20 protein-coding genes are annotated in these 23,852 nt (G+C 66.7%); 11 read left to right on the plus strand and 9 right to left on the minus strand.

Annotated elements, in window-relative coordinates:
- Positions 1-168: 168 nt before the first annotated feature.
- Positions 169-1,407 carry an exonuclease domain-containing protein gene (locus tag CXY78_RS11125; protein ID WP_092340615.1) on the minus strand — a complete coding sequence of 413 codons (1,239 nt, stop codon included), beginning with the start codon at positions 1,405-1,407 and terminating at the stop codon, positions 169-171.
- Positions 1,408-1,510: 103 nt separating this feature from the next.
- Entirely contained in the window at positions 1,511-2,974 is a 1,464-nt protein-coding gene (locus CXY78_RS11130; RefSeq protein WP_092340614.1) for a sugar porter family MFS transporter, read from the minus strand.
- Positions 2,975-3,472: 498 nt separating this feature from the next.
- Here CXY78_RS11130 and CXY78_RS11135 point away from each other — a divergent pair, with 498 nt between their 5' ends.
- Complete coding sequence (locus CXY78_RS11135; RefSeq protein WP_104089365.1) at positions 3,473-4,381, plus strand: oxygenase MpaB family protein; 909 nt, start codon at positions 3,473-3,475, stop codon at positions 4,379-4,381.
- A 12-nt stretch (positions 4,382-4,393) separates the two neighbouring features.
- On the opposite strand, the gene CXY78_RS11140 is transcribed toward CXY78_RS11135, so the two are convergent.
- The gene (locus CXY78_RS11140) at positions 4,394-5,674 is read right to left on the minus strand and encodes a M18 family aminopeptidase (RefSeq protein ID WP_104089367.1); all 1,281 of its coding nucleotides are present in this window, start codon (positions 5,672-5,674) and stop codon (positions 4,394-4,396) included.
- 49 nt (positions 5,675-5,723) lie between these two features.
- Positions 5,724-6,470 (minus strand): hypothetical protein, encoded by a 747-nt coding sequence (locus tag CXY78_RS11145; protein WP_104089368.1) that lies wholly within the window; start codon positions 6,468-6,470, stop codon positions 5,724-5,726.
- Positions 6,471-6,597: 127 nt separating this feature from the next.
- Here CXY78_RS11145 and CXY78_RS11150 point away from each other — a divergent pair, with 127 nt between their 5' ends.
- From CXY78_RS11150 to CXY78_RS11170, 5 genes are all read left to right on the plus strand, one after another.
- Complete coding sequence (locus CXY78_RS11150) at positions 6,598-7,098, plus strand: DUF2087 domain-containing protein (RefSeq protein ID WP_104089370.1); 501 nt, start codon at positions 6,598-6,600, stop codon at positions 7,096-7,098.
- A complete protein-coding gene (locus CXY78_RS11155; protein ID WP_104089371.1) occupies positions 7,095-9,248 on the plus strand; it encodes an ATP-dependent DNA helicase RecQ in 2,154 nt (717 codons plus the stop codon). The genes CXY78_RS11150 and CXY78_RS11155 overlap by 4 nt, the downstream gene beginning before the upstream one ends.
- Before the next feature lie 179 nt (positions 9,249-9,427).
- A complete protein-coding gene (locus CXY78_RS11160; RefSeq protein WP_104089373.1) occupies positions 9,428-10,231 on the plus strand; it encodes an amino acid ABC transporter substrate-binding protein in 804 nt (267 codons plus the stop codon).
- Between the two features lie 9 nt (positions 10,232-10,240).
- Positions 10,241-10,909, plus strand: a complete 669-nt coding sequence (locus CXY78_RS11165) for an amino acid ABC transporter permease (RefSeq protein ID WP_092340607.1) — start codon at positions 10,241-10,243, stop codon at positions 10,907-10,909.
- Positions 10,896-11,756, plus strand: a complete 861-nt coding sequence (locus CXY78_RS11170; protein ID WP_104089374.1) for an amino acid ABC transporter ATP-binding protein — start codon at positions 10,896-10,898, stop codon at positions 11,754-11,756. Before CXY78_RS11165 ends, CXY78_RS11170 begins: the two co-directional genes overlap by 14 nt.
- A gap of 35 nt (positions 11,757-11,791) precedes the next feature.
- Here CXY78_RS11170 and CXY78_RS11175 read toward each other — a convergent pair whose 3' ends face one another.
- The 5 genes from CXY78_RS11175 to CXY78_RS11195 form a co-directional block, all read right to left on the minus strand.
- Positions 11,792-12,088 carry a hypothetical protein gene (locus CXY78_RS11175; RefSeq protein WP_092111002.1) on the minus strand — a complete coding sequence of 99 codons (297 nt, stop codon included), beginning with the start codon at positions 12,086-12,088 and terminating at the stop codon, positions 11,792-11,794.
- Complete coding sequence (locus CXY78_RS11180; protein ID WP_092340777.1) at positions 12,085-12,414, minus strand: hypothetical protein; 330 nt, start codon at positions 12,412-12,414, stop codon at positions 12,085-12,087. Before CXY78_RS11180 ends, CXY78_RS11175 begins: the two co-directional genes overlap by 4 nt.
- A gap of 387 nt (positions 12,415-12,801) precedes the next feature.
- Entirely contained in the window at positions 12,802-13,341 is a 540-nt protein-coding gene (locus tag CXY78_RS11185; RefSeq protein ID WP_092340605.1) for a hypothetical protein, read from the minus strand.
- Positions 13,342-13,501: 160 nt separating this feature from the next.
- Entirely contained in the window at positions 13,502-16,489 is a 2,988-nt protein-coding gene (locus CXY78_RS11190; RefSeq protein ID WP_104089376.1) for an AAA family ATPase, read from the minus strand.
- Positions 16,486-17,682, minus strand: a complete 1,197-nt coding sequence (locus CXY78_RS11195) for an exonuclease SbcCD subunit D (protein WP_104089377.1) — start codon at positions 17,680-17,682, stop codon at positions 16,486-16,488. Before CXY78_RS11195 ends, CXY78_RS11190 begins: the two co-directional genes overlap by 4 nt.
- Positions 17,683-17,855: 173 nt before the next feature.
- Here CXY78_RS11195 and CXY78_RS11200 point away from each other — a divergent pair, with 173 nt between their 5' ends.
- The 5 genes from CXY78_RS11200 (at position 17,856) to CXY78_RS11220 (ending at position 23,839) form a co-directional block, all read left to right on the plus strand.
- Entirely contained in the window at positions 17,856-18,644 is a 789-nt protein-coding gene (locus CXY78_RS11200) for a DeoR/GlpR family DNA-binding transcription regulator (RefSeq protein ID WP_104089379.1), read from the plus strand.
- Positions 18,641-19,642, plus strand: a complete 1,002-nt coding sequence (locus CXY78_RS11205) for a 1-phosphofructokinase family hexose kinase (protein WP_104089380.1) — start codon at positions 18,641-18,643, stop codon at positions 19,640-19,642. Before CXY78_RS11200 ends, CXY78_RS11205 begins: the two co-directional genes overlap by 4 nt.
- Positions 19,639-21,651 (plus strand): fructose-specific PTS transporter subunit EIIC, encoded by a 2,013-nt coding sequence (locus CXY78_RS11210; RefSeq protein ID WP_092340600.1) that lies wholly within the window; start codon positions 19,639-19,641, stop codon positions 21,649-21,651. Before CXY78_RS11205 ends, CXY78_RS11210 begins: the two co-directional genes overlap by 4 nt.
- 104 nt (positions 21,652-21,755) lie before the next feature.
- A complete protein-coding gene (gene ptsP, locus CXY78_RS11215; RefSeq protein ID WP_104089382.1) occupies positions 21,756-23,507 on the plus strand; it encodes a phosphoenolpyruvate--protein phosphotransferase in 1,752 nt (583 codons plus the stop codon).
- A gap of 53 nt (positions 23,508-23,560) precedes the next feature.
- On the plus strand, positions 23,561-23,839 hold the full coding sequence (locus CXY78_RS11220; protein WP_092340598.1) for an HPr family phosphocarrier protein: 279 nt from the start codon (positions 23,561-23,563) through the stop codon (positions 23,837-23,839).
- Positions 23,840-23,852: the final 13 nt, after the last annotated feature.

The following is a 23,852-nucleotide window of genomic DNA, read 5'->3' on the forward strand; positions in this document are numbered from 1 at the left end:
TCTGCTCGACGCGCTCGCCACGATCGGCCACCTCGACCAGGGAACGTAGGTTTTGCGGTGGTCGCCTTTTTGGCCCTCGCCTGGGTCATAGCCCTCGCCGCCTGGCGGTTCGGCCACGTTGAAGAGAAATGGTCGGCCGGCGAGGGCTCACGCCACGAATGAACGCGGTCAGCGCACCCCGATGAGAGAGCGCAGGCCGAATTCGGAGACGATCGGAATGCCGTAGTCCCGAGCCTTGCCGGTCTTGCCGGTGAGTGACGCCGGGTCCGCGGCCACGAGCAGCCGGGTGCGCAGGGTGACCGCCGTACCCAGGGACAGGCCCCGTGCGACCAATTCCCGGCTCCAGTCGGAGCGGGCACGGGCCATGTCACCGGTCAGCACGACGATGTCGCCCTGCTCCAGCAGCACGGTGTCGATCGACGCGATCGGCAGCTGCACCACCGATGCGGGTGCCGCCAGTGCTGCGGCAACGACCTCCGGAGCGACGTCGAGCATGCGTGCGACCGCGATCAGATCGGCGGAATCCGCGATGCTGAGAGCTCCGTTCGACCAGGCCACCCGCACGAGATCCTCGAAATAGCGACGGTGCAGCGCGGTGCACTCCGCGGCATTGATGCCACTGAATTCGGCCAGGACCCGAAGTTCATGTGTTTCCCGAGGCCCGAGAACCCGATCGAGCAGGCACAAATCGAGCAGGGCGAGGTAGTCGAGGTGTTCCTCAGGGCCGGTGTAGTCGGGGAGTTTCACGGCCGCGCGGGCCAGGAAGCTCGGTCTTGCCACCACGTCGCGCGGAGTTAACGGGTCGCGCTGCACCCACTCGGCGTCGGTACCCGCCGCAATTCTCGGCCAGGCAGAACGCTCGGCGCGGTCAAGCGCGTCGATCCACGGTGCAGCTGTCGGCGAGCCGTGCACGTAGGCGGCCAGCAGGCTCGCGCACGCCACGCCCTGCACCAGAGCACCGGGGCCTGGTCCGATTTCGATGTCATAGGCGGCGCAGCAATCGACGAGGAGCCGACCGGCCCCGGGCAAATACGTGCGGGCCAACTGCATGGTGCAGACCGCCTCCAGTCCGCGCCCGGGGGCGTAGCCAATCAGCTCGAACTCGCGCATCAGAAATCCGGTGACGAACTGGGCGTTGTGCGTCACCAATACCCGGCCGCGCAGCAGATCGACCAGGCGCGGTGCAATCTGCTCGAAGGTCGGCGCGCGAAGCAGTTCGGCCGTGCTGACGCCGTGGTTCGCCACGTCGCCGGCGTTGCTTCCGGGGTTGATCACCGTTTCCCAGCGCTCAGCAATGCGACCACCCTCGTCGAGGTGCACCACGGCGACCTCGACGACCCGATCCCGCTGATACGGGAACAGTCCGGTGGTTTTCAAACATATAACGGCGTATCCACGTTCGGGCATGGTCACACTCCACAATCTTGTGTTGTGAAGTTATCCGCAAACCCCGCTCGACGCGACAGCCCGTTCGGGGGCTTGAGGGTTTTACCGCGCACTGCTTTAGTACTTAGTTGGTCGCAGTAGTCTTCCTGGCCGAGTTTTTCGGCGGCAACAGGGTGTCGGCTTCCTCGAGTGACATTCCGTTGGTTTCGGGCACTTTGCGCAGCACGAACCAGAACGAGAGCCCGGCGAACAGAGCGTAGAGCCCGTAGGTGATCGGCAGGGACGCATCCGCCATCGGGGGGAAGCTGACCGTGATGAGAAAATTCGCGATCCACTGGGCGGCCGCGGCCAACCCGAGGGCCTTGGCGCGAATGGAGTTGGGAAACATTTCACCGAGGAGCACCCACACCACCGGTCCCCAGGAAGCTCCGAACGAGATCACGAATAGGTTCGCGGCAACCAGCGCGATCGGGGCCCAGGCCCCGGGCAGGCTGAGCTCACCGTCGAGAGTGACCGACTGGCTGAACGCGACCGCCATTGTGGCGAGCGAAACCGTCATACCGATGGACCCGGCCAGCAGAATTGGTCGCCGTCCGATCCGGTCGACCAGGGCGATCGCGACCAGGGTGACCAGGATGTTGGTCACACTGGTGATCACCGAGATGGTAAGTGAGTTCGATTCCGCGAAACCGACCGCCGACCACAGGGTGGTCGAGTAGTAGAAGATCACGTTGATGCCGACGAACTGCTGGAACACCGAGAGGATGATGCCGACCCAGACGATCGGCTTGAGACCGAACGCTCTGCCGCGCAGCGAACCGGACTTGTGCGAGCGGGCATCGACCTCGATCGAGCGGCGCATGTCGCGAATCTCCCGGTCCACGTCACCGCTCGGCCAGAGCCGGGTGAAGACGGCGCGGGCATCCGTTTCTTTGTCTTTCAGAATGAGAAAACGTGGGGATTCCGGCAGGATGAACGCGATACCGCCGTAGACGATGGCGGGTACGGCACCGGCCAGGAACATCCAGCGCCAGGCTTCGACGCCGAACCAGAACTCGCTGCCGGCGCCGCCCGCGCTCTCGGCGAACACGGCGTCGGAGAGCAGGGCCGTAAAGATTCCGAGGGTGATCGCGAGCTGCTGCAACGAGCCGAGCCGGCCGCGCATCTGCCGGGGTGAAATTTCGGCGATGTAGGCCGGTGCGACGACGGATGCGAGACCGATACCGAGTCCGCCGACCACCCGCCAGACGATCAGGTCGACGACGCCGAACGCGAAGCCGGAGCCGATCGAGCTGATCAGGAACACGACGCCGCCGAGCACCATCATGGGGATGCGTCCGTAGCGGTCGGCGAAGCGCCCACCGAAGAATGCTCCGGCCGCGGCGCCGAGCAGCGCGCACGCTACCGCGAAACCTGTCAAAGTGGCGTTCAGCCCGAATTCCTGCTGCACCGCATTGACCGCGCCGTTGATGACCGAAGAATCGAACCCGAACAGAAACCCGCCGAGGGCACCGGCGACGGCCAGCGCGATGACTTTTCTGTTGGTACTGGGTGCTGCCAGATCAGTTGCCTTCACGGACGCGGTCATCGTGTTGTGTATCCCTTGTTCACCTAACTAGCCTACTTCGGGTGTCAGCGGATGCAGTGCCGAGCGGGCAATCAAGGGGTGTGCCCGGGACCGAACCGGCGTACAGCTGTCGTAGCAATTGCCTTCTGCGCAACAGGTGCGGATGGGTCGTCCTTTCGGCCCCGGCCGACGACCGTGTGGGAGTACCGCCATGACCAGTTCACGCACGATTTCTGACGCCGACCTGGTCGACCGTGGCGATGGAACTCGTCTGCCGCCAACAGAATCTCCCGATCCTGCTCCACCGCCGTGATGACGGGATTCGAACTGGTCTCGCTCGGGTTTTCCACGAACATGTTCTATGTTGCGAACGGGGCCCAGTTTGTAAACTGGGCCCCGTTCTCGGCCCGGGCCCCGTGCCCAGTAATGCCGGGTCTTCCCCGAAGAACTTCGAAACTCACCGCTTGTGCCGCCGTCGTTCGCGGCGGGCGTCCAGCGAGTCGGGGCTATCATCCGAGAATGGGCAGATTCACGGACAGCTGGCGCTCGCACCTCCTGGTGACGCTCTCGGGGAACAGCGAAGGTCGGCCGAAATGGGTCGGCCAGATCGCCACCGGCGACGATGCCGGCTACTTCGGCCCTGGCAGTGCCGCTTGGGCCGTTCACGGGGGCATGGCGACCATGGTCGCCGGCATTCGCGCGCTGCTCATGCAGACCCTGCACCCGGGCGCTATGGCCGGCGTGCACGACTGGTCCCGGTATCACGCAGACCCTCTCGGCCGTCTCTCCGGCACCATTCAGTGGCTCATCACGGTGACTTTCGCCGATACCGTCGTCGCCCAGCGGGAATCCGGTCGGGTCGCCCATTTTCACGACCGGGTGAGCGGCACCTACCTCGACGCGCGTGGCGAGGAACGCCCCTATGCCGCGGGTGATCCCGAGCTGTTGTCGTGGGTGCACGTCGTCTTCACCGACGCTTTTCTGCAATCCCATCTGCTCTGGGGCGACACGATTCCGGGCGGCGCCGACCGCTACGTCAACGAATGGGCCACGGCCGGCGAACTCATCGGAGTGCAGAATGCACCGCATTCGGCCGACGAACTCGCCGCCCAGCTCGAGGGATTTCGCAGCTCCGGCACCCTGAAAAGTGACGCACGCGTCGCGGAAGCCGTGCGGTTCATCCGCTACCCGCCGCTCAGCCGCGGCATGCTGCCGTTCTACCGCATCATGTTCGCCGGCGCCGTGGCGTCGATTCCCCGCGAGTATCGCGACATGCTGGGCCTCAAGCGGTCTCGTCTGCCTGTTGTTTTAGGTACCCGGCTCGTTCTCGGGGTGGTGGGCACCCTGCTCGGTCCCTCTTCAACCTCAGAGGATGCCGCCCGCGCGCGGCTCGCGCGCATCAATGGTGCCGACGAGCTGACCGCCTGAGCCGGCGGTCCGCTACACTTCCGGTGCGAAGAAGGCTGCGGTTGCCGCGGCGAGCGCCTGCGGATCGTTGACGTGGCACAGCTCCCGGGCCGAGTGCATCGACAAGAGCGGCACGCCCACGTCGACCACACGGATGCCCAGCCGGGTCGCGGTCAGCGGTCCGATCGTTGAGCCGCAGGGAACCGTATTGTTGGAGACGAATTCCTGGTAGTCGACGCCCGCCTGGGCGCAGGTGCGGGCCCAGAGGGCGGCGCCGTGGGCATCCGTTGCGTAGCGCTGGTTGGCATTGATCTTGAGCAGCGGGCCGCCGCCGAGAATGGGATGGTTGGCCGGATCGTGGCGCTCGGGATAGTTCGGGTGCACGGCGTGTCCTGCGTCGGCCGACAGGCACCACGATTCGGCGTAGGCCTGCAGGCGATCAGAGCCGGTAGCGCCGAGGCCGTGGCCGATGCGGGTGAGAATGTCGTCCAGCAGCGGTCCGCTCGCTCCGGAACGCGACTGCGAACCGAGTTCCTCGTGGTCGAATGCGGCGAGCACGCTGATCGAGCCGCCCGATTTCTGGTCGCTGGTCGCGATGAGGGCGTGCAGGCCGGCGTAGACCGAGGAAAGGTTGTCGAGGCGTCCGGCGGCGAACAGCTCGTTACCCAGCCCGAAGGTGGCGGGCGGCTGGGTGTCGTTGCTGAGGATGTCGTAACCGGCAACATCCGCTGCCTTGAGCCCGGCCAGACCGGCCAGGTGGGCGAGCAGGTCAGCCTCGGATGCCTCGCCGACACCGAAGACGGGCGTGAGGTGACGTTGCCGATCGAGAGTGAGGCCGTTGTTGACCTCGCGGTCGAGGTGCACAGCGAGCTGCGGGATGCGCAGGAACGGCCCGGTACGCACGAGGTGCTCGGTGCCATCCTGCGTGACCAGCCGGCCGGCTAATTCGAGCTCACGGTCGAGCCAGGAGTTCTGCAGCGGCCCGCCGTAAACCTCGACGCCGGCCTGCAGCCAGCCGTGCGAGCCGATCGTAGGCTTCGGCTTGAGTTTGAAACTCGGGGAGTCGGTGTGGGCGCCGAGAATGCGAAACGGCGTGGTGGGCCCGGCGTTGGCCGGCTGCGACCAAGCAATCACGGCGCCGTCGCGCACGACGTAGCAGTCGGTGGCGGCATCGGTCCACGCCTCCGACTCGCTCAGCCGGGTGAAACCGGCCGCATCGAGCAGCCGGGCGACTTCAGCGGCGGCGTGATATGACGACGGTGACGCTTGCAGAAAAACGGAGAAATCAGCGATGTAGTCCGGTGTGGCATCCATTCATCCATCCAACCACCCGCGCAGACAAGCGGATGCCGCGGCCAGCTACCTACTCGGCGGGCGCGTCATCCGGTGCGTCGGCCTGCAATGCAGCGCGCGCGAAGGCCGCGCCACCGACCGTGACGGTGCCGCGGTCGCCGTGCCAGGCCTCGGTCTGCTCGAACGCGCCGAGCCGGTCGAGCAGGCGCCATTTGGTGTCGACGAGGTGCCAGACCGATTCCGTCGTCGGTTCCTGGCCGTCGGACTGGACCCAGCCCAGCGATCCGAGCGCGCGAGACAGGGTCGTGAGGTAGTCGTCGCGGCGAGCCAGCCCGCGGGTCGCGACGAAGAGCAGCAGCAGGCGGGTGGCGTCAGCGACGGCGGGCGTGCGGCTGGAGTGAATGGTGCGGGCGAGATGACACCAGAGTTCGCGGGGAGAGCCGGACAGGGCGGCGCCCTTTTTGGTGAGCACCAGCATTCCTTTGCTGACCCGCAGCAGTCCGACGTCGCGCAGGTGCCCGCGCAGCTCCTGCAGCGGTCGCAGGTGCACCTCGCGGTTGACGCTGATCGGCCAGCCCCAGTCGAGCTCGGCGGAGGCTTCGACGACGACCGCGGGCGGCAGGTGCCCGGCTTTGGTCAAGCAGATGCCGTCGGCCCCGACCCGGGTCAGAATCCACTGCGCCGGGGCTACCATGCGCGCCATGGCCCGTTCCTGCAACAGCACCGCATCTTTCACGCGGGCCTGCCCGATGAGTCGGCGGAAACCGACGACGGCCTGTTCCGGCAGTCGCGTTTCGATCTCCTGAATCACGTTCACCCACCGAGCCTACTGAGCGATCCCGTCGGAACGCGACGGATGCCCCGCGACACGCACCAGTGACCAGCGAGAGCAGTGAGAATCTGAGGAGGTTGCAGAGGATTGCCGCGGGCAACACACTGGGGACATGGCTAACCAATGGCGCCGCGTCGTCGCGGCACTCGCCCACCCCGATCGCAGGACGGTGTGGGCCGCTGCGGCACTTGAGGAGTCTGCCGACCTGGCCGAATCCAAACGAACGAAGGCCGCCGCCGCGCTCCAGGATGCCGGTTTGCTCGATGCTGACGGTAATGCCGTCACCGCGGTGTTCGGTGAACTCCTGGAGAGCACACCCGAAGTGCGGCGCGACGGTGCGGAACGGTTCATTCGAAACGAGCGGATAGAGCAATACCCGGCGAAGCAGCCTGATCGTGACGAACTACTGGGATGGGTCGCCGCTGCGCTGCCACCAGAGCGAATGTCGGAACGCGAGTTGGGCATCCGTCTCACGGTGGTCGTCGACGACGTGGTCACCCTGCGGCGATACCTCGTCGACGCGGGCCTGGTCTCTCGCACGCCGGATGGCGCGATCTACCAGGTCGTGCAGCGCCCCGCAGTGTCGGCGGCATCTGGCACCCTTGAAGGATGACCGACACCCGCGCATCCGCTCTGGCCATTCTGCGTACGCTCGTGGGGCGAGACGACGCCTCCTGGCATGACGGACAGTACGAGGCCATCGAAACCCTGGTAGACCACCGCCGCCGCGCCCTCGTGGTGCAGCGCACCGGGTGGGGAAAATCGGCCGTGTATTTTGTGGCCACGCTGCTGCTTCGACGCCAGGGCGCCGGCCCGACCATTCTGGTCTCTCCGCTCCTGGCGCTGATGCGCGACCAGGTGGCCGCTGCGGCCCGGGCCGGGGTGCGTGCGGTGTCGATCAACTCGTCGAACGCGCACGAGTGGAGCGATGTGCTGCGCCAGCTCGACGCCGATGAGGTCGACGTGTTGCTGGTGTCGCCGGAACGACTGAACAATCCGTCCTTTCGGGATGAGCAGCTGCCCACCCTGATCGCCCATGTGGGCCTGCTCGTGGTCGACGAAGCACACTGCATCTCGGACTGGGGCCACGACTTTCGCCCAGACTATCGCCGCCTGCGCGAGCTGATCGCGCAGATGCCGACGGGCGTCCCGGTGCTCGCCACCACGGCCACCGCCAACAGCAGGGTCGTGCAGGATGTCGCGGAGCAAGTGGGTATGGTCGCCACCGGCTTCAACGGTGCCGGCACCGGCACCACGGCGGGCACGGCCGAGGTCGTCACCATTCGCGGCCCGCTCGCCCGGTCGTCGCTGCGACTCGGGGTGCTGCGCCTGCCCGATTCGCGGGCCCGGCTGGCCTGGCTGCTCAGCCACCTCGGTGACTTGCCGGGCAGCGGCATCATTTATACCCTCACGGTCGCGGCCGCCGAGGACACCGCGCGGCTGCTCCGCGAAGCCGGTCACGCCGTGCGTGCATACACCGGCCAGACCGACACGGCCGAACGCGAGGAATCCGAAGGGCTGCTCAAGACCAACCAGGTCAAGGCCCTCATCGCCACGAGCGCCCTCGGGATGGGCTTCGACAAACCCGACCTCGGCTTCGTGCTGCACCTGGGCGCGCCGTCCTCCCCCGTGGCGTATTACCAGCAGGTCGGCCGTGCCGGCCGGGCCACGGCGTCGGCCGATGTGTTGCTGCTGCCCGGAGCCGAAGACGAGGCCATCTGGCACTATTTCGCCACCGCCTCGATGCCCAACCAGGCCAAGGCCCTCGCCGTGATCGGCGCACTCGAAGCCGCCGGAGCTCCCCTGTCGACGCCGGCGCTCGAAGCCCGGGTCGACCTTCGACGTACGCCGCTCGAGCTGCTGCTCAAGGTGCTCGACGTAGACGGCGCCGTGCACCGGGTCAAGGGCGGCTGGCAGTCCACCGGGCAGCCCTGGGTCTACGACCAGGAGCGCTACGAACGCATCGCGGCCGCCAGGCTCGGCGAGCAGCAGGCCATGCTCGAATTTGAGAACACCACGAGATGCCGGATGGAATTTCTGCAGCGAGCCCTCGACGACGACAGCGCAGTGGCCTGCGGTCGCTGCGACAACTGCCAGGGCGTCTGGTATCCAAGCGATGTGGCTGACGACGCCGCTGCGACGGCCGCGAAATCGCTCGACCGGGTCGGCGTCGCCATCGACGTACGCGCCCAGTGGCCCACCGGCATGAACAACCTGGGCGTCGCGGCGACCGGAAAGATTGCGCTCGGCGATCGCGCCGAGCCCGGCCGCGCGCTGGCCCGACTGACCGACCTCGGCTGGGGCGGTCCCCTGCGCGACCTGTTCGAGACGCAAGGCACGGATGCCGCCGCCCCGCCGGCCATGCTGGCCGCCTGTGTGCGCGTGCTCGCCGAGTGGGGGTGGGCCGACCGGCCGGCGGCCATCGTCGGGGTGCCGTCGCGGCGGCATCCGTTGTTGATCGATTCGGTGGCAGCGTCACTCGCTAGTATCGGTCGGCTGCCGTGGCTCGGCTCCCTGAGTTGGGCGAACGGCGGCCCCACCGGGGAGCCGGGCGGCAACAGTGCCTACCGGCTGTCAAGCGTGTGGGACCGCTTCGCTGTGGGCCCCGAGCTGGCCGAGGCCCTTGCCCCGTTCGCCGGCCGCCCCATTCTTCTCATCGACGACCTGGCCGACAGCCGCTGGACCCTGACCGTGGCGAGCCGCGTACTGCGCCAGCACGGGGCTTCGGCGGTGCTGCCGTTCGCCCTGGCCGTGCGCTCCTAGCCGGCGGTCTGAGCGGTCGGCAGATCGGCCGAGTGCGCCGCTTCATTGAACGTAACAGGAATATTCAGGGCCGCCAGCGCCTTGTTACGCTTGGGACGCCGCTACCCGCGGCCTCCGCACATTCTGGGGCAGCGCGGCACAACCCGCCCGCCCCAACGAGTTCGTTAGGCATTCCTTTCATGAAGCTCAGATTCATTCCCGTCGCCGTGCTGTCGATCGCTACCCTCGCCCTTACGGGCTGCTCCGCCCCCGCGGCGGACAGCGCAACTGGCACCGACGACTCGCTCAGCAGCGTGCTCGACTCCGGTACCCTTACCATCGGCACCGAAGGCACCTACCGGCCGTTCTCGTTCCACGAAGACGGTTCGGGCGAGCTCACCGGCTACGACGTCGAGGTGGCCCGCGCCGTTGCCGACGAGCTCGGCGTCGAAGCGAAATTCGAAGAGACCCAGTGGGACGCCATCTTCGCCGGCCTCACCGCCGGCCGCTGGGACACCATTGCCAACCAGGTGTCGATAACCCCAGAACGCCTCGAATCGTACGTGTTCTCCACGCCGTACACCTACTCCACCGGAGTCATCGTCGTTCCCGCCGACAACACGTCAATCACGTCGTTCGCGAGTCTCAAGGGCTTGACCACGGCGCAGTCCCTCACCAGCAACTGGAACGCCCTGGCCACCGAGAGCGGCGCGACCGTCGAAGGAGTCGAGGGCTGGGCCCAGTCGGTCGCCCTGGTCGAACAGGGTCGAGTCGATGCCACAGTCAACGACAAACTCACCTTTCTCGACTACCAGAAGTCCAACGGCGCCGACAATCTGAAGATCGCTGCGGAGACCGAAGACCGTTCGGAAAGCGCCTTCGCCTTCGCGAAGGACGGCACCGCGCTGGCCGACGCCGTGAGCGCAGCCCTCGCGACCCTCACGGCCGACGGAACGCTCGCCGAGCTCTCCGACAAGTACTTCGGCGCCGACGTCAGCCAGTAACGCTCATCGATGATCCAGCCTGATTGGGAGTTATTCGTCAGCTCGTTCTGGCCGATGCTGGACGGCGCCATTCGAGGCACGATTCCGCTCGCCCTGATGTCGTTTGCGATCGGGCTCGTGCTCGCGATTGCGCTGGCCCTGATGAGGTTGTCGACCCGCCGCTGGCTATCGGGCATCGCCCGCGGCTACATCTCGATCGTGCGCGGCACTCCGCTGCTGGTGCAACTGTTCGTGATCTTCTATGGGCTGCCGTCGATCGGCGTGACCATCGACCCGTGGCCGAGCGCCGTAGTGGCCTTCTCCATCAACGTCGGCGGCTATGCGGCCGAGGTCATTCGCGCCGCAATTCTCTCGGTGCCCAAGGGCCAGTGGGAAGCCGCCTACATGATCGGCATGTCGCACCGGCGCGCCCTCACCCGCATCATCCTGCCGCAGGCAGCTCGGGTGTCGGTGCCGCCGCTGTCGAACACGTTCATCAGCCTGGTCAAGGACACCTCGCTGGCCTCGCTGATCCTGGTCACCGAATTGTTCCGCGAGGCGCAGCAAGTGGCTGCGTTCAGCAATAAGTTCATGCTGCTCTATCTCGAAGCAGCCCTCATCTACTGGGTCATCTGCTTGGTGCTCTCCACCGGCCAGGGTTTTCTCGAGAGACGATTGGACCGCTATGTCGCCCGCTGATCTTCCGGCCGCAGATCGTGCGGCCAAGCCCGTTGTTCCACTACTCCGCGTGCGCGGCCTGCAGAAAAGTTTCGGCACCAACCGCGTGCTGGAATCGGTGGACCTCACGGTGGGCCGCGGCCGGGTGCTCGCCCTGATCGGTCCGTCGGGCTCGGGAAAAACCACAATTCTGCGCTGCCTGAACGGGCTCGAACTGCCCGACGGCGGCACGATCGAGGTCGCGGCAGCCTCCCCTGTTGACCGACCCGGTGCCGGCCGGACGCCCGGACGCGGAGCCACCTCCGTGCCCGTGACCCTTGATTTCGCCGCGAAGACCACGCCGAAACAGCTGGCCGCCCTTCGCGACCGCTCGGCCATGGTCTTTCAGCACTACAACCTGTTTCCGCACAAGACCGTTCTGCAGAACGTGATCGAGGGACCGGTCGTGGTGCAGCGCCGCCCGGTTGCCGAGGCAACTGCCGAGGCGTTCGCTTTGCTCGAGCGGGTTGGCCTCAGCGACAAACGTGACAGCTACCCGTTCGAACTTTCCGGCGGGCAGCAGCAGCGCGTCGGCATCGTGCGCGCGCTGGCGCTGCGACCACAGCTGCTTTTATTCGACGAGCCGACATCCGCTCTCGATCCTGAACTCGTCGGCGACGTGCTGCGCCTGATCAAGGAGCTGGCCGACGAAGGCTGGAGCATGGTCATCGTCACCCACGAGCTTGAATTCGCCCGCGAGGTCGCGAACGAGATCGCTTTCGTCGACGGCGGCACCATCGTCGAGCACGGCGACCCGAAGCAGCTGCTGCGGAACCCCCAGCAGGAACGCACCCGCCAGTTCCTGCACCGGCTGCTCCACCCGTTCTAGAGCGGAGCAGCCGATGCGTGCAGGCGCGGCACCCGCTACGGGTGCGGCGTGATTATCACAACGGTGATGCGATCAAGGCCGGGACCGTAGTGCCAGTAGATGCGCCCGGCCGTCGGCGTGCGGTGCTCTATGTAGGAGTCCCAGACGGCCTCCCCCTTCTTGCCAGCGAGCGACACATACTTGTGTGAGCGCAATGCCGGGTCGTCAGGGTTCAGCTGCAGCCGGCCGAGGGCCGTACGCACCCGCTTCAGACGGCCGACCAATTGTGGTTTTGTTTCGAGGATGGATAATCCCGAGGCCGCTTCCCTCGTGAGAAGAAGCGTAAAACTCATGACTGAGGCTCGGCGGGCGCGGCCGACTCGTCGACAGCGTGCTCCTCATCGGCGTACCGGGTGAAGTCGCCACCCTCGTTGGTCTCGTCCTTGCTGCTGTGCTCGAGACCTCGCACCAGAGCGGCGCGGATGCCTTCGTCATCCCACACCAAGAGTTCACGGCGCGGAATGGACACGAGCGGGGTGAGCAGGATCTCGCCCTCAGCGTTCACCGCGACGGCGTAACGATCGTCGCGGTGCACACCAGCCTTGCCGAACGCCATTCGGGAGCGTTCATCAGCGCTGACTTCACCCATCGGAACGAAATCCGATTTCAGTTCCGTCATCTTCTTTAGTTCCACCATCATCTTCACCCAATCATCTGGTGGCCCAAATCTGTCCGGGTAAGCCGCCGGGACCCATCCGAGCCTGTCTGAAAGTGAGATTACCCCAGATTTACATGTGGGTAAACCCCTAGTCAAGACTTCAGGACCCTGTATGATTCGCCGCGAGCCGGCGGCAGGGGCGTCCCAGGGTTGTCAGCGAGGTCGCCGGCAGGGAGGGCAGACAAGGAAAGACCAGTCCGGTCGGCAGGGCAATCGGACTGGTCTAAGCAGGATCAATATACAACGGCGAGCACCCCTGCTCAAGTGCCAAATTCACCTGTTTTCTTGCGCGATGAGCGAAATCGGGTTACAGCATTTGGACCGGTACGAAGCCCGTAGAATGCGCGGTCAGCGCTGCAGCGCCGCCCCGCGCTGCAGCGCCGGGCGGTGCCGAGAATAGGGCTCGCTCGTCGGGGATGAATTGTTGTCGGCACGCTCGAGCAGGTAGCGGGTCACCGTGTTCCAGTCGGGGAACAGCGGGGTCAGAAATTTGATCAGCTCGCCCTCGAACCGGTCAGCGCCAACGGCCAATCCGTCGTCGACCAGAAAGTCGCCGCGGTTCAGGTGCTTGTGGTGCGAAAGAATGAGCCGCTTATAGGCCGGCCCGCCGGCATCCACTCCGAGATGTTCCTGCACCCACTCCAGCTTGTGCTGCCAGGCACTCGCATTTCCCCACGGTGCCATCGACAGAATGTAGGTGTCGAACGATTGGGCGAGGGTGTGAAACGCGTCAATGGCACCGCTGATCGGCTCCATGCGGGCGAAAATACCCGGCACCTCGTCGAGCCGCTTCTCATAGCGGATGTACTCGGCGTTGGTGAGTCGGTCGATCCCCGATTGCACGTTGACGAGGGTGTTGTCGAGGTCGATATAGAGGATCTTCTTCATTCGGGCTCCCTGGCGCAGCTCGCTTCGTTGCGGCAACGCTCCGATCGTGACAGGCTCACCGCGGATGGGCAATGGCTGAAGCCCAGCTCTTGTGGTCAGCCCGGTGGCCTCGAACGGCGCTTGGACGGTCCGGGAACGATTCCGTACCGCCCACGAACGGTCATTCGGCGGGTGCGTTGGCCTCGATTCGGCTGTAGCCCTGGTCGGTGACCGAGATACGCAGGGTCGCCGGGATCTGCTCTTTCATGGAGTCGACGTGACTGATCAGGCCGATCGTGCGTCCGCCGGCGCGCAGGGTGTCGAGGGTGCTCATGGCCGTCTCCAGGGTCTCGCTGTCGAGCGAGCCAAACCCCTCGTCGACGAACAGGGTGTCGAGCGTGATGCCGCCGGCTTGCCCGGTCACCACCTCCGCCAGTCCGAGCGCGAGAGCAAGCGAGGCCAGGAAGGTCTCGCCACCCGAAAGAGAGTGCGTCGCCCGGGCTCGACCGGTGAACTCATCGCGGATCGCCAGCCCCAGTCCCGACCGAGCACCGCCCTTCACTCGGGAGTCATCGTGTTCGAGGGCGTAGCGGCCGCTGGTCATCGTGCGCAGCCGCAGGTTGGCCGCCACGACGATCTCTTCCAGCTGGGCGGCTAGAACGTAAGTCTCCAGCCGCATCCGTTTCGTGTTCGGTTCGTCTCCCTGCACGACGTCGGCCAGGCCTCGTACCTGGGAGTGTTCGTCGAGCAGATCAGCGGATGCCGCGAATCGCGTTGTAACGCCCCGCACGAGCACGTCCAGCTGGCCGGCACGTTCGGCGAGCGAGCTGTGCGCGCCCACAGCGTCATCGCGCGCGCCGCTCGCGGCTGCGAACGCCAGCCGGGATGGCTCAAGATCGACCGGATCTGGCGCAAGATCGATCAGCTCAGGATCTGCCACTGCCGCCAGGGCCGCTGCACGCTGGTCGTCATAGGACCGCACATCGTTCGCCAGCTGTGCGGTCTGGCGCTCGTCGAGCCGCGCCGCGGCAGCGGTTTCCTCGTCATCAAAGGCTTGCTCCGCCAGTTGGCTCGCGAGGTCGAGGTCGGCGGCATCACGAGCCGCGGCGCGCTGCTGGCTGAGCACGAGGGCGTCGTCGAGGGCGCGAGCGCAGTCCAGCTCGTGCTGCAGAGCGCGCGCCTGGTCGGTCACGGTATCGCGATCACCACGCTGCGCTCCCACGCGGGCCACGAGCAGGTCACGCTGCCCCGACCGTTCGCTGTGGGTGTCTGCCGCAGTATCGCGTGCCGCCCGGAGGCTCACCACCGCGGCTCGTGCGTCGGCCTGGGCGTCCCGCAGGTCGGCGTTTTCCTGCCGAAGCCCACCGACCAGGCCGGCAGCCGTGCGCGCGGTGGCCAACCGGGCCCGGGCAGCCACGCCTTCGGCGCGGAGCTCGTCAACACTTCGTTGCCCGGCCAGCGCCTGCGCCTGCCCGAGAGGATTCGTCAGGGCGGCCTGGGTCTCCTGAGCATCGGCCAGTTCGCGCTGCCGGCCCTGCATCTGCAGTTGGGCCGAATCGAGGTCGGCTGCAGTGACCTGTTCGCCCTCCGCTGCTGCGGGAGCCGGGTGTTCGACCGAACCGCAGACCGGGCAGGGCACACCATCGACGAGGCGGCTGGCCAATTCGGACGCCTGCCCGGCGAACCGACGAGCCACGAGGGCCTCGTAGGCAACGGCGGCCGCCGCGTTGTCCCGACTGCGGTCGAGCAGTTGAGCGCCCGCCCCGGCCAGCTCGGTCTGCAACGACACCACGTTTTCGGCGGCCGTGAACGCGGCGTCGGACCGGCGCACGGCGTCGTCGGCGTTAGTCTCGCCGGAGGCGGCGAGGGTTGCGGCCGCGAGTTGCTCGCCGACGAAATCGATCTGCTGAGGCAGCTCATCGATGCGATTCTGCGCACGCGTCAAACCGTTGGTGTGGCCGGTGAGCACGTCGAACAAAGCGGTGATCTCGTGGTTCAGGGCAGGGAGCTGCTTCTCTTCCGCGAGTACCTCCGCGAGCGCTCCGAGACGTCTCACGAGGGCGTCCATGATCGGGCGCAGCGCCGGCTCGGACTCGCTCTGCGCCGTGCTGCCGCTGACACCGGCGCTGCTGTCGCCGAACGGCAGCCAGGCGACCCGCGCCAAGGTTTCAGCGGCCAGAACGGCCTGCCAGTCGGCAGTCGCGGCCCGGCTGCTGCGAATGTGCGGCCAGACCCGTGCCGCTCGGGCGGCCCGCAGCAGTGTGCTGCGTTCTTCCTCGACCTCGGCCCGGCGGCCGTCGAGGGTGGCGAGAGCGGTGTCGGCCAGAGCGCGGCGGCCCTGACGCCGCTGGGTCTCCGTGGCCGCGCGGTGGTCGGCAGTGGCTTCAGACAGCAGAGCGGCCGCACTGGCCGACTCCTCTGCGGCGGTGTCGACTGCGCTGGTCAAGTCGGCCAGAGCGCCCTGAAACCAGCCCAGGTCGGGGGCGATGGGCGGTTCAGAAAGCCGAAGCTGGTGCAGGGCAGCGGTGGTGTGTTCGACGATGTCGCGCTGCACGTCAGCGAGCCGGTCGTCGAGTGATTTGCGGCGCTGCACGAGCGCGGTTTCCAGTTGCTCAAATCGGGTGGTCCCGAACAGGGTGCGCAGCACGGCACGGCGTTCATCGGTCTTGGCCAGCAAAAAATATTGGAACCGGTTTTGGGCGAGCAGGATCACCTGCAGGAATTGGTCGGCCTTCAGGGGCAGGATCGTGCTCAGTTCCAGGCCGACCGCGTGTGGTTTGGCCGCAAGGCCTTGCCACTCGGTGCCGTGGAGCACCTGCAGTACAGCGGTGGGCGCCGCGGTGGTGGTTCCGGTGCCGTTCTTCTTCGCCCGCTCGTAGGCGGGGCTGCGCAACAGGCGATACTCACGCCCGCGCAGGCTGAAGTCGAGTTCGACAAAGGTGGGATCATCGGGCTCGCAGTAGTCGCTACGCAACGGCTGCTTTCCATCGGGAAACCGCGGCACTTGGTCATAGAGAGCGAAGCAGATAGCGTCGAGAATACTGGATTTGCCGGCGCCGGTCTTGCCGGTGATGAGAAAGATGCCGTCGGCATCGAAACGTTCGAAATCGACAATTTGTTCAGTCTTATATGGCCCGAATCCGGCCAGACGCAGTCGCTGGATCTTCATGCGTTCACCTCCTTCACACTCTGTTCGTTTAACAGTTCTGCGACCAATGCACTTTCAAACTCGCTGGGACCGACCCCGTTGCGAACGAACGACAGGAAGCCAGCCACAATCTCGGTATCCCCCGTGGCCGCGCGAATGCGCTCGGCGTAGGTGGAGCCCTCCGCATCGAGAGTGATCGTGGGGCGGTGCTCGAGCGTCACCGCGTGGACAAATCGGGATTGCAGCGCCCGCATCGCGTCGAGCGGGCGCACCCGGTCGGTGAGAATGGCTTTCACCCAGTCGCCCTCGTTGTCGGCGAATGCCTCGTCAGCGAGCAGGTCGGCGAGTTCGCCGGTGAGTACCGCGAGCCGGCGCGGAACGGGCAGGTCGACCCACTCCACGGCACCAGCGTCGGAGCCCAGGCCGTCGGCGCCGAGTTCGACCAGCCAGGCACCGCGCGGCTTGCCGGCCTCGGCGAAAGAGTAGTGCAGCGGCGCCCCGGAGTAGCGCACCCGCGGGGTGAGGGTGGCTCGCCCGTGAATGTGGCCGAGCGCGACGTAGTCGCAGCCGTCGAACACCGACAGCGGTACGAGGTCGAGCCCGCCGGCGGTGATATCGCGCTCCACATCGCTCGACTCGGCAGCCGGGGCGACGCCGGCCGCGAAACAGTGCGCGAGGACGACGCTGCGGCCACCCCGGCCGGCCGCAGTGAGGCGCAGCGCCAGGTCGTCCCGAATGCGCGTCATGGCGAAGTCGAGCACCTGCTCCTGCGTTTTCAACGGTACACCGGGGTGCAGGTGGCGAATGAGGGCCGGCTCCAGGTAGGGGATGCCATAGAAATGAACCGGGCCGTGCTCGTCGGTGAGGGTGATCGGTGAGGCGTATTGCTCGGGCCGGGTCAGGATGTGGATGCCGGCCAGCGCTGCCCACTCAGCCTGAAACCCGAGCCGGGTGGCCGAGTCGTGATTGCCGCTGGTCATCACAACGGATGCCCCGGCCTCTTTCAACCGCCGCAGCGTGTCGGTCAGCAGCGCGTAGCTCTCTTTGGAGGGCATTGCGGAATCGAAGACATCACCGGCCACGGCCACCACGTCGACACCGCGTTGCACCACCACCGCAACCAGTGCGTTCAGCACGAGACCGAGGTGCTCGAGCGTGGAATGGGTATGGAAGGTGCGCCCGATGTGCCAGTCCGAGGTGTGCAGAATCTTCATACCAATTACGCTACCGGGGCCCACCGACATGCCCGACCGGCAGCATCCGCGTGCCGCTGCGCAGCAATATTTCTTTGTTTATCTTCTCTTTTCTTGACAAACAAAAATAAACACAGCTAAAGTCAATGAAACCAACTTCGTGACCAACATCACTCACCGTCGAGGAGGCATTCGTGTTCGCCGAAGAACGTCAACTCTTGATCGCCGCACTCGTGGCAACCCAGGGCCGGGTCACCGTCACCGACCTCGCCACGCGATTCGCCATCACCGCCGAGACCGTACGCCGCGACCTCGACACCCTCGAAGCCGCCCGCCAGCTGCGGCGCGTGCACGGCGGCGCGGTCGCCATCGACCGCCTGAGCCTGTCCGAACCGAGCCTCAACGAACGCCAGACCCAGCACCTCGACGAGAAGTCGCGCATCGCCGACGCCGCCATGCGCATGATTCCGGCCAGTCGCACCGGTTCGATCCTGCTCGACGCCGGCAGCACCACGGAGCTTCTCGCCGACCGCCTGGCCAGCTTCACTCCGGCTGTCAGCGGCGACCAACTTCTGGTGATCACCAACGCGGTGCCGATCGCCGGCAAACTCTCCAGCAACGAGACAATCCAGCTGCACATTCTCGGGGGCCGCGTGCGCGGGCTGACCAGCGCCATCGTCGGCGCCGGAACCGTCGCGCAGCTCGGGTTGCTGCGCCCCGACATCGCCTTCATCGGCACCAACGGCATCAGCGCCACCTTCGGACTCAGCACCCCCGACTCGGTCGAAGCGGCCGTCAAAGCGGCCATCGTCACCTCAGCCAGGCGCGTCGTCGTGCTCGCCGATTCCAGCAAGCTCGACCAGGAGACCCTCGTCTGTTTCGCCGCCCTCGCGGCCATCGATACCCTGATAACGGATGCCCCGCCATCCGCTGATCTGGCCGCAGCCCTCGCCGCGGCCGACGTCGACGTGGTGATCGCATGATCGTCACCCTGACCCCCAACCCGAGCCTCGACCGCACCATCGAGCTGGCCGGCCCGATCGAACGCGGCGAGGTGCAGCGGGCCGTGGCCGCCCACAGCGAACCCGGCGGCAAGGGCGTCAACATCTGCCGCGCCCTCGAAGCGAGCGGCATTTCAAGCCTCGCCATTTTGCCCGGTGACGCCGACGATCCGGTGCTGCTCGCCCTCACCAGCCAGTCAATTCCACACCTCGGCCTGCCGATCGGCGCGCCCCTCCGCAGCAATGTCGCGATCACAGAACCCGACGGCACCACGACCAAGCTCAACGAACCCGGCCCCGTACTGAGCCTCGCCCAGCAGGATGCCCTGGTGGAACTCGTTCTGGAACAGTCGGTCGGCGCGAGCTGGCTGGTGCTGGCCGGATCGGTACCCCCCGGCGTGCCCGACGACTTCTACGCGCGCATCATCGGCGAGCTGCGCACCCGACTCGGTAGCCAGGCGCCGAAAGTCGCCGTGGATTCCTCCGGCGGCCCGCTCGCCGCGGCAGCTCTGGCCCACCCCGACCTGCTCAAGCCCAACGGTGAGGAACTCGCCGAGCTGAGCGGCCTCTTCGACGGCGACACGCTCGAAGCAAACCCCGATCTCGTCGTCGACGCAGCTCGCGTTCTCATCGCCGGTGGTGTCGGCGCCGTGCTCGCCACCCTCGGAGCGAAGGGCGCCGTGCTCGTCACTGCCGCCGAAAGCTGGCTCGCCACGACTCCCCCAATGCTCGCCGTGAGCACGGTCGGTGCCGGCGACTCGGCCCTGGCCGGCTACCTGCTGCAGAGCAACCTCGGCGCGAGTGCCCCCGATTGCCTGCGCCAAGCCGCCGCCCACGGCGCTGCCGCCGCCTCCCTGCCCGGTTCCACTGTTCCCGCCCTGCACCAAACCAACCCCAGCGCCGTCACCGTGACGGACCTTGCCCCAGTCCTGGCCTCCGAGCCGGTCCTGGCCACACATCCAAAGGAGGATGACCAGTGAGTGCACTGATTACCCCGGAGCTTGTTGCTCTGGACACCTATCTCGGTACCGAGCCGAAAGACGTCATTCGGCACCTGGCCGAGCTCGTCGTCGGCGCCGGCCGAGCCACCGAGATCGAATCTCTCTACGCGGATGCCCTGGCCCGCGAAGCGAAGACCGCCACCGGCATCCCGGGCGGGCTCGCCATTCCGCACTGCCGTTCCACGGCCGTGCTGGAGCCCACCCTGGCACTGGCCCGCCTGTCGACGCCGGTCGACTTCGGTTCCAAGGACGGCCCGGCCGACCTCGTCTTTCTCATTGCGGCGCCGGACGGCGCCGACCAGGAGCACCTGAAGATTCTGGCCAAGCTGGCCCGGTCGCTCATGAAGAACGACTTCACCGCGGCCCTGCGGGACGCGTCGACCGCGCAGCAGATCGTCGAACTCGTGGGCAACGTCGTCGCCCCGGTGCCGGTTGCTGCCGGCGCCCACGCCGGCAGTGCCGAAAACGCGAACGCCGGCACCGGCCCCGCACGGTCCGGCATGAAGCGCATTGTCGCCGTCACGGCCTGCCCAACCGGCATCGCCCACACCTACATGGCCGCCGACTCCCTCGTGGCCGCCGCCAAGGCCGTCGGAGTCGACCTGCAGGTTGAGACCCAGGGCTCGGCCGGACTCACCCCGCTCGACCCCACCGTCATCGCAGCGGCCGACGCCGTCATCTTCGCCGTCGACGTCGACGTGCGTGGCCGGGAACGCTTCGCCGGACTGCCCGTCATCAATGCCCCGGTCAAGCGCGGAATCGACGAACCCGGACGATTGATCGAGGAAGCCCTGGCCGCCGCGCTCAACCCGAACACCCGTCGCGTCAGCGGCACCGTTGACCTCGGGGGCTCGTCAGAGGAGAAGAGTGAGCACCTGGGCCAGAAGCTCAAGCGAGCCCTGCTCACCGGTGTCAGCTACATGATTCCGTTCGTCGCCGGCGGAGGCCTGCTGATCGCCCTCGGCTTCGCCCTCGGCGGCTTCGAGATCACCAAGGTCGCCGATGCAGTCGTGCTGAACAACAGCCTGTTCAACCTTCCCGACGGGGGCCTGAACATCTATCTGGGAGCGGTCTTCTTCAAGATCGGCGCCCTGTCGATGGGCTTCCTGGTTCCCGCCCTGGCCGGCTACATCTCCTTCGCCATCGCCGATCGCCCCGGCATCGCTCCCGGCTTCGTCGCCGGTGCCGTGGCCGGATTCATGGGTGCCGGGTTCCTCGGCGGCATCGTCGGCGGACTGCTCGCCGGTGTCGTCGCTGTGAACATCGCCAAAATCAACGTTCCACGCTGGCTGCGCAGCCTTATGCCCGTCGTCATCATTCCGCTGATCGCGTCGATCGTCGCCTCCGGGTTGATGTTCATCGTGCTCGGCGGTCCGATCGCCCTGCTGACCGTGGGACTGAGCGACTGGCTGAACGGCATGACCGGGGCATCCGCTGTGATTCTCGGTGTCATTCTCGGCCTCATGATGGCCTTCGACCTCGGCGGCCCGGTCAACAAGGTGGCCTACGCCTTCGCCGTCGCCGGCCTCGGCGCAGCCACCCTCGCCAACCAGGCACCGTGGCAGATCATGGCCGCGGTCATGGCCGCCGGCATGGTGCCGCCGCTCGCGATGGCCCTGGCCACCGTGGTCGACCGCAAGCTGTTCAGCCTCGCTGAGCGGGAGAACGGCAAGGCGGCCTGGCTTCTCGGGCTCTCTTTCATCTCCGAGGGTGCCATTCCGTTCGCCGCCGCCGACGTCTTCCGCGTAATTCCGGCCAGCATGCTCGGCGCCGCCGTCACCGGTGGACTGTCGATGGCCTGGAACATCACGAGCAAGGCACCGCACGGAGGCGTCTTCGTGTTCTTTGCGATCGACAACTTCTGGTTGTTCCTGCTCGCAATCGCGATCGGTACTGTTGTATCAGCGTTTGCCGTTGTCGGACTCAAGCGCTACGCCGTGCGGAAGCGTCCGGTTGACGCTCCGGAAGCCGTGCTCGTCAACGCCTGATCCGGTGCCGGCGCCGCGCGAACCAGCGCAGCCAAAACGACACGCGCGACCGCAGTTCCGCAATACAGTGACGCCAGCCGAATGCTGGGATGAAGGAATCGAGGATGATCGTGCAGACGCTTTCAGGCAGTGCCGGTGCAGGCCAGGCACCGGCAGACCAGGCCGAGACCGGCCGCACCTTCTCCGGAGTCGGAGTCAGCCCCGGACGCATCATCGGTTCCATCCTGCTGATGCCCAAAGCGGTTCGTGAACCCGCAGTCGGCGAGCAGCTGGTTGCGGGAACAAGCGCGGAAGACGCATCCGCTCTGCTGCGCACCGCGGCGAAAGCCGTGCAGACCAACCTCACGGCCCGCTCGTCCTCGGCTTCGGGCACCGGCCGGGAGGTGCTGGAAGCCACAGCACTAATGGCGAACGACCCGATGCTGGTGAAGGCCGCGGTGAAGCTCATCAACAACGGCGCCTCGGCGGAACGCGCAATCTGGGACGCCGCCGCGTCGGTGGCCGAGATGCTGCACAATCTCGGCGGCTACATGGCCGAGCGAGCGACCGACGTCCTCGATGTGCGGGGGCGTATCGTCGCCGAGCTGCGCGGCGTTCCCGCGCCCGGAATTCCCTATTCGGACACTCCGTTCGTTCTGGTCGGCGAGGACCTCGCGCCGGCCGACACCGCCACCCTCGACCCGGCGAAAGTCATGGCCCTCGTCACCTCGAGCGGCGGGCCCCAGTCGCACACGGCCATCATTGCTCGCGCCCTCGGGCTGCCGGCCGTGGTCGCCGCAGTGGGGGTCGACTCTCTCACTGACGGCACCCTGGTCTTCGTCGACGGAGCCGCCGGCACGGTCCTGGTCGACCCCGGCGGCGACGAGGTCGCGCTCGCCAAGGCGTGGGAGACAACCACCGCCGCCCTCGCCGTGTTCGACGGGACCGGGCGAATGAAGGACGGCCACCTGGTTCCGCTGCTCTCCAATGTCGGTGGCGCAAAGGATGCGGTCAAGGCCGCGGCAGCCGGTGCCCAGGGCGTCGGGCTGCTGCGCACCGAGTTCTGCTTTCTGGAACGCGACACCGAGCCCACCATCGCCGAACAGGTTGAGGCCTATCGCGGCGTGTTCGACGCTTTTCCGGGCAAGAAGGTGGTCGTGCGCACGCTTGATGCCGGCGCCGACAAACCACTGCCGTTTCTGACCGATGCCTCCGAGCCCAACCCGGCCCTCGGCGTGCGCGGCTACCGCACCGATTTTACTTCGCCCGGCGTGCTCGAACGCCAGCTGCAGGCCATCGCGCAGGCCACCGAGGGCACCGAAGCCCAGGTCTGGGTGATGGCGCCGATGATCTCCACCGCCGAGGAAGCCGAACATTTCGCCAGCCTCTGTGCCGCAGCTGGCCTGAAAACGCCCGGCGTCATGGTCGAGGTCCCCTCCGCTGCCCTGACCTCCGCGAGCATTCTCGAACACGTCGATTTCGTCAGCCTCGGCACCAACGACCTCACCCAGTACGCCATGGCGGCCGACCGCCAGCTCGGCCCGCTCGCGGGCCTCAACACCCCGTGGCAGCCCGCCGTGCTCCAGCTGATTCGGCTGACCGTGGCCGGATCGCGCGACGAGGGCCACAACAAACCCGTCGGTGTCTGCGGCGAGGCCGCTGCCGACCCCGCCCTCGCGGTCGTATTGGTCGGCCTTGGCGTCACGACGCTGTCGATGACCGCACGGGCTCTCTCCGCCGTCGCCGCTGTGCTCGCCAGCATGACGCTCCCCGAGGCCGAGCAGCTGGCCAAACTGGCTCTGACAGCGCATTCGGCAGCGGATGCCCGTCGCATCGTTCGCGAGAAACTACCCATACTTAACACGCTGGGGCTCTAACCCGCCACACCCGTTTCACCGTACTTTTCACGCGCCTACCCCTGGAGGATCCCATGTCTGAACGAACCGCCGTCATCGCCAGCCGCGTCGGCCTGCACGCTCGCCCGGCCGGAATTTTCGTCGCCGCTGTGGGCGAGCTGCCCCTCGAAGTGACCATCGCCATGGCCGGCGAACCGGCCGACGACGCCATGGACGCCTCGAGCATCCTCTCGATCATGAGCCTCGGCGCCTCCAACGGCGACACCGTCGTGCTGCGGGCCGAGGGTGAGGGCGCCGAGGAGGCTCTCGACTCACTCGTGAAGATTCTCGAGACCGACCTCGACGCCGAATAATGCCCGTTCCCGT

This window comes from Cryobacterium sp. N19 (genome assembly GCF_002929595.1).
In the GTDB taxonomy this organism is placed as follows: Bacteria; Actinomycetota; Actinomycetes; order Actinomycetales; family Microbacteriaceae; genus Cryobacterium; species Cryobacterium flavum.

Coding starts and splice junctions, on each gene's coding strand:
- CXY78_RS11125 (WP_092340615.1), bottom strand. CDS start 1,407: ATGCCCGAACGTGGATACGCCGTTATATGTTTGAAAACCACCGGACTG.
- CXY78_RS11130 (WP_092340614.1), bottom strand. CDS start 2,974: ATGACCGCGTCCGTGAAGGCAACTGATCTGGCAGCACCCAGTACCAAC.
- CXY78_RS11135 (WP_104089365.1), top strand. CDS start 3,473: ATGGGCAGATTCACGGACAGCTGGCGCTCGCACCTCCTGGTGACGCTC.
- CXY78_RS11140 (WP_104089367.1), bottom strand. CDS start 5,674: ATGGATGCCACACCGGACTACATCGCTGATTTCTCCGTTTTTCTGCAA.
- CXY78_RS11150 (WP_104089370.1), top strand. CDS start 6,598: ATGGCTAACCAATGGCGCCGCGTCGTCGCGGCACTCGCCCACCCCGAT.
- CXY78_RS11155 (WP_104089371.1), top strand. CDS start 7,095: ATGACCGACACCCGCGCATCCGCTCTGGCCATTCTGCGTACGCTCGTG.
- CXY78_RS11160 (WP_104089373.1), top strand. CDS start 9,428: ATGAAGCTCAGATTCATTCCCGTCGCCGTGCTGTCGATCGCTACCCTC.
- CXY78_RS11165 (WP_092340607.1), top strand. CDS start 10,241: ATGATCCAGCCTGATTGGGAGTTATTCGTCAGCTCGTTCTGGCCGATG.
- CXY78_RS11170 (WP_104089374.1), top strand. CDS start 10,896: ATGTCGCCCGCTGATCTTCCGGCCGCAGATCGTGCGGCCAAGCCCGTT.
- CXY78_RS11175 (WP_092111002.1), bottom strand. CDS start 12,088: ATGAGTTTTACGCTTCTTCTCACGAGGGAAGCGGCCTCGGGATTATCC.
- CXY78_RS11180 (WP_092340777.1), bottom strand. CDS start 12,414: ATGACGGAACTGAAATCGGATTTCGTTCCGATGGGTGAAGTCAGCGCT.
- CXY78_RS11185 (WP_092340605.1), bottom strand. CDS start 13,341: ATGAAGAAGATCCTCTATATCGACCTCGACAACACCCTCGTCAACGTG.
- CXY78_RS11190 (WP_104089376.1), bottom strand. CDS start 16,489: ATGAAGATCCAGCGACTGCGTCTGGCCGGATTCGGGCCATATAAGACT.
- CXY78_RS11195 (WP_104089377.1), bottom strand. CDS start 17,682: ATGAAGATTCTGCACACCTCGGACTGGCACATCGGGCGCACCTTCCAT.
- CXY78_RS11205 (WP_104089380.1), top strand. CDS start 18,641: ATGATCGTCACCCTGACCCCCAACCCGAGCCTCGACCGCACCATCGAG.
- ptsP (WP_104089382.1), top strand. CDS start 21,756: ATGATCGTGCAGACGCTTTCAGGCAGTGCCGGTGCAGGCCAGGCACCG.
- CXY78_RS11220 (WP_092340598.1), top strand. CDS start 23,561: ATGTCTGAACGAACCGCCGTCATCGCCAGCCGCGTCGGCCTGCACGCT.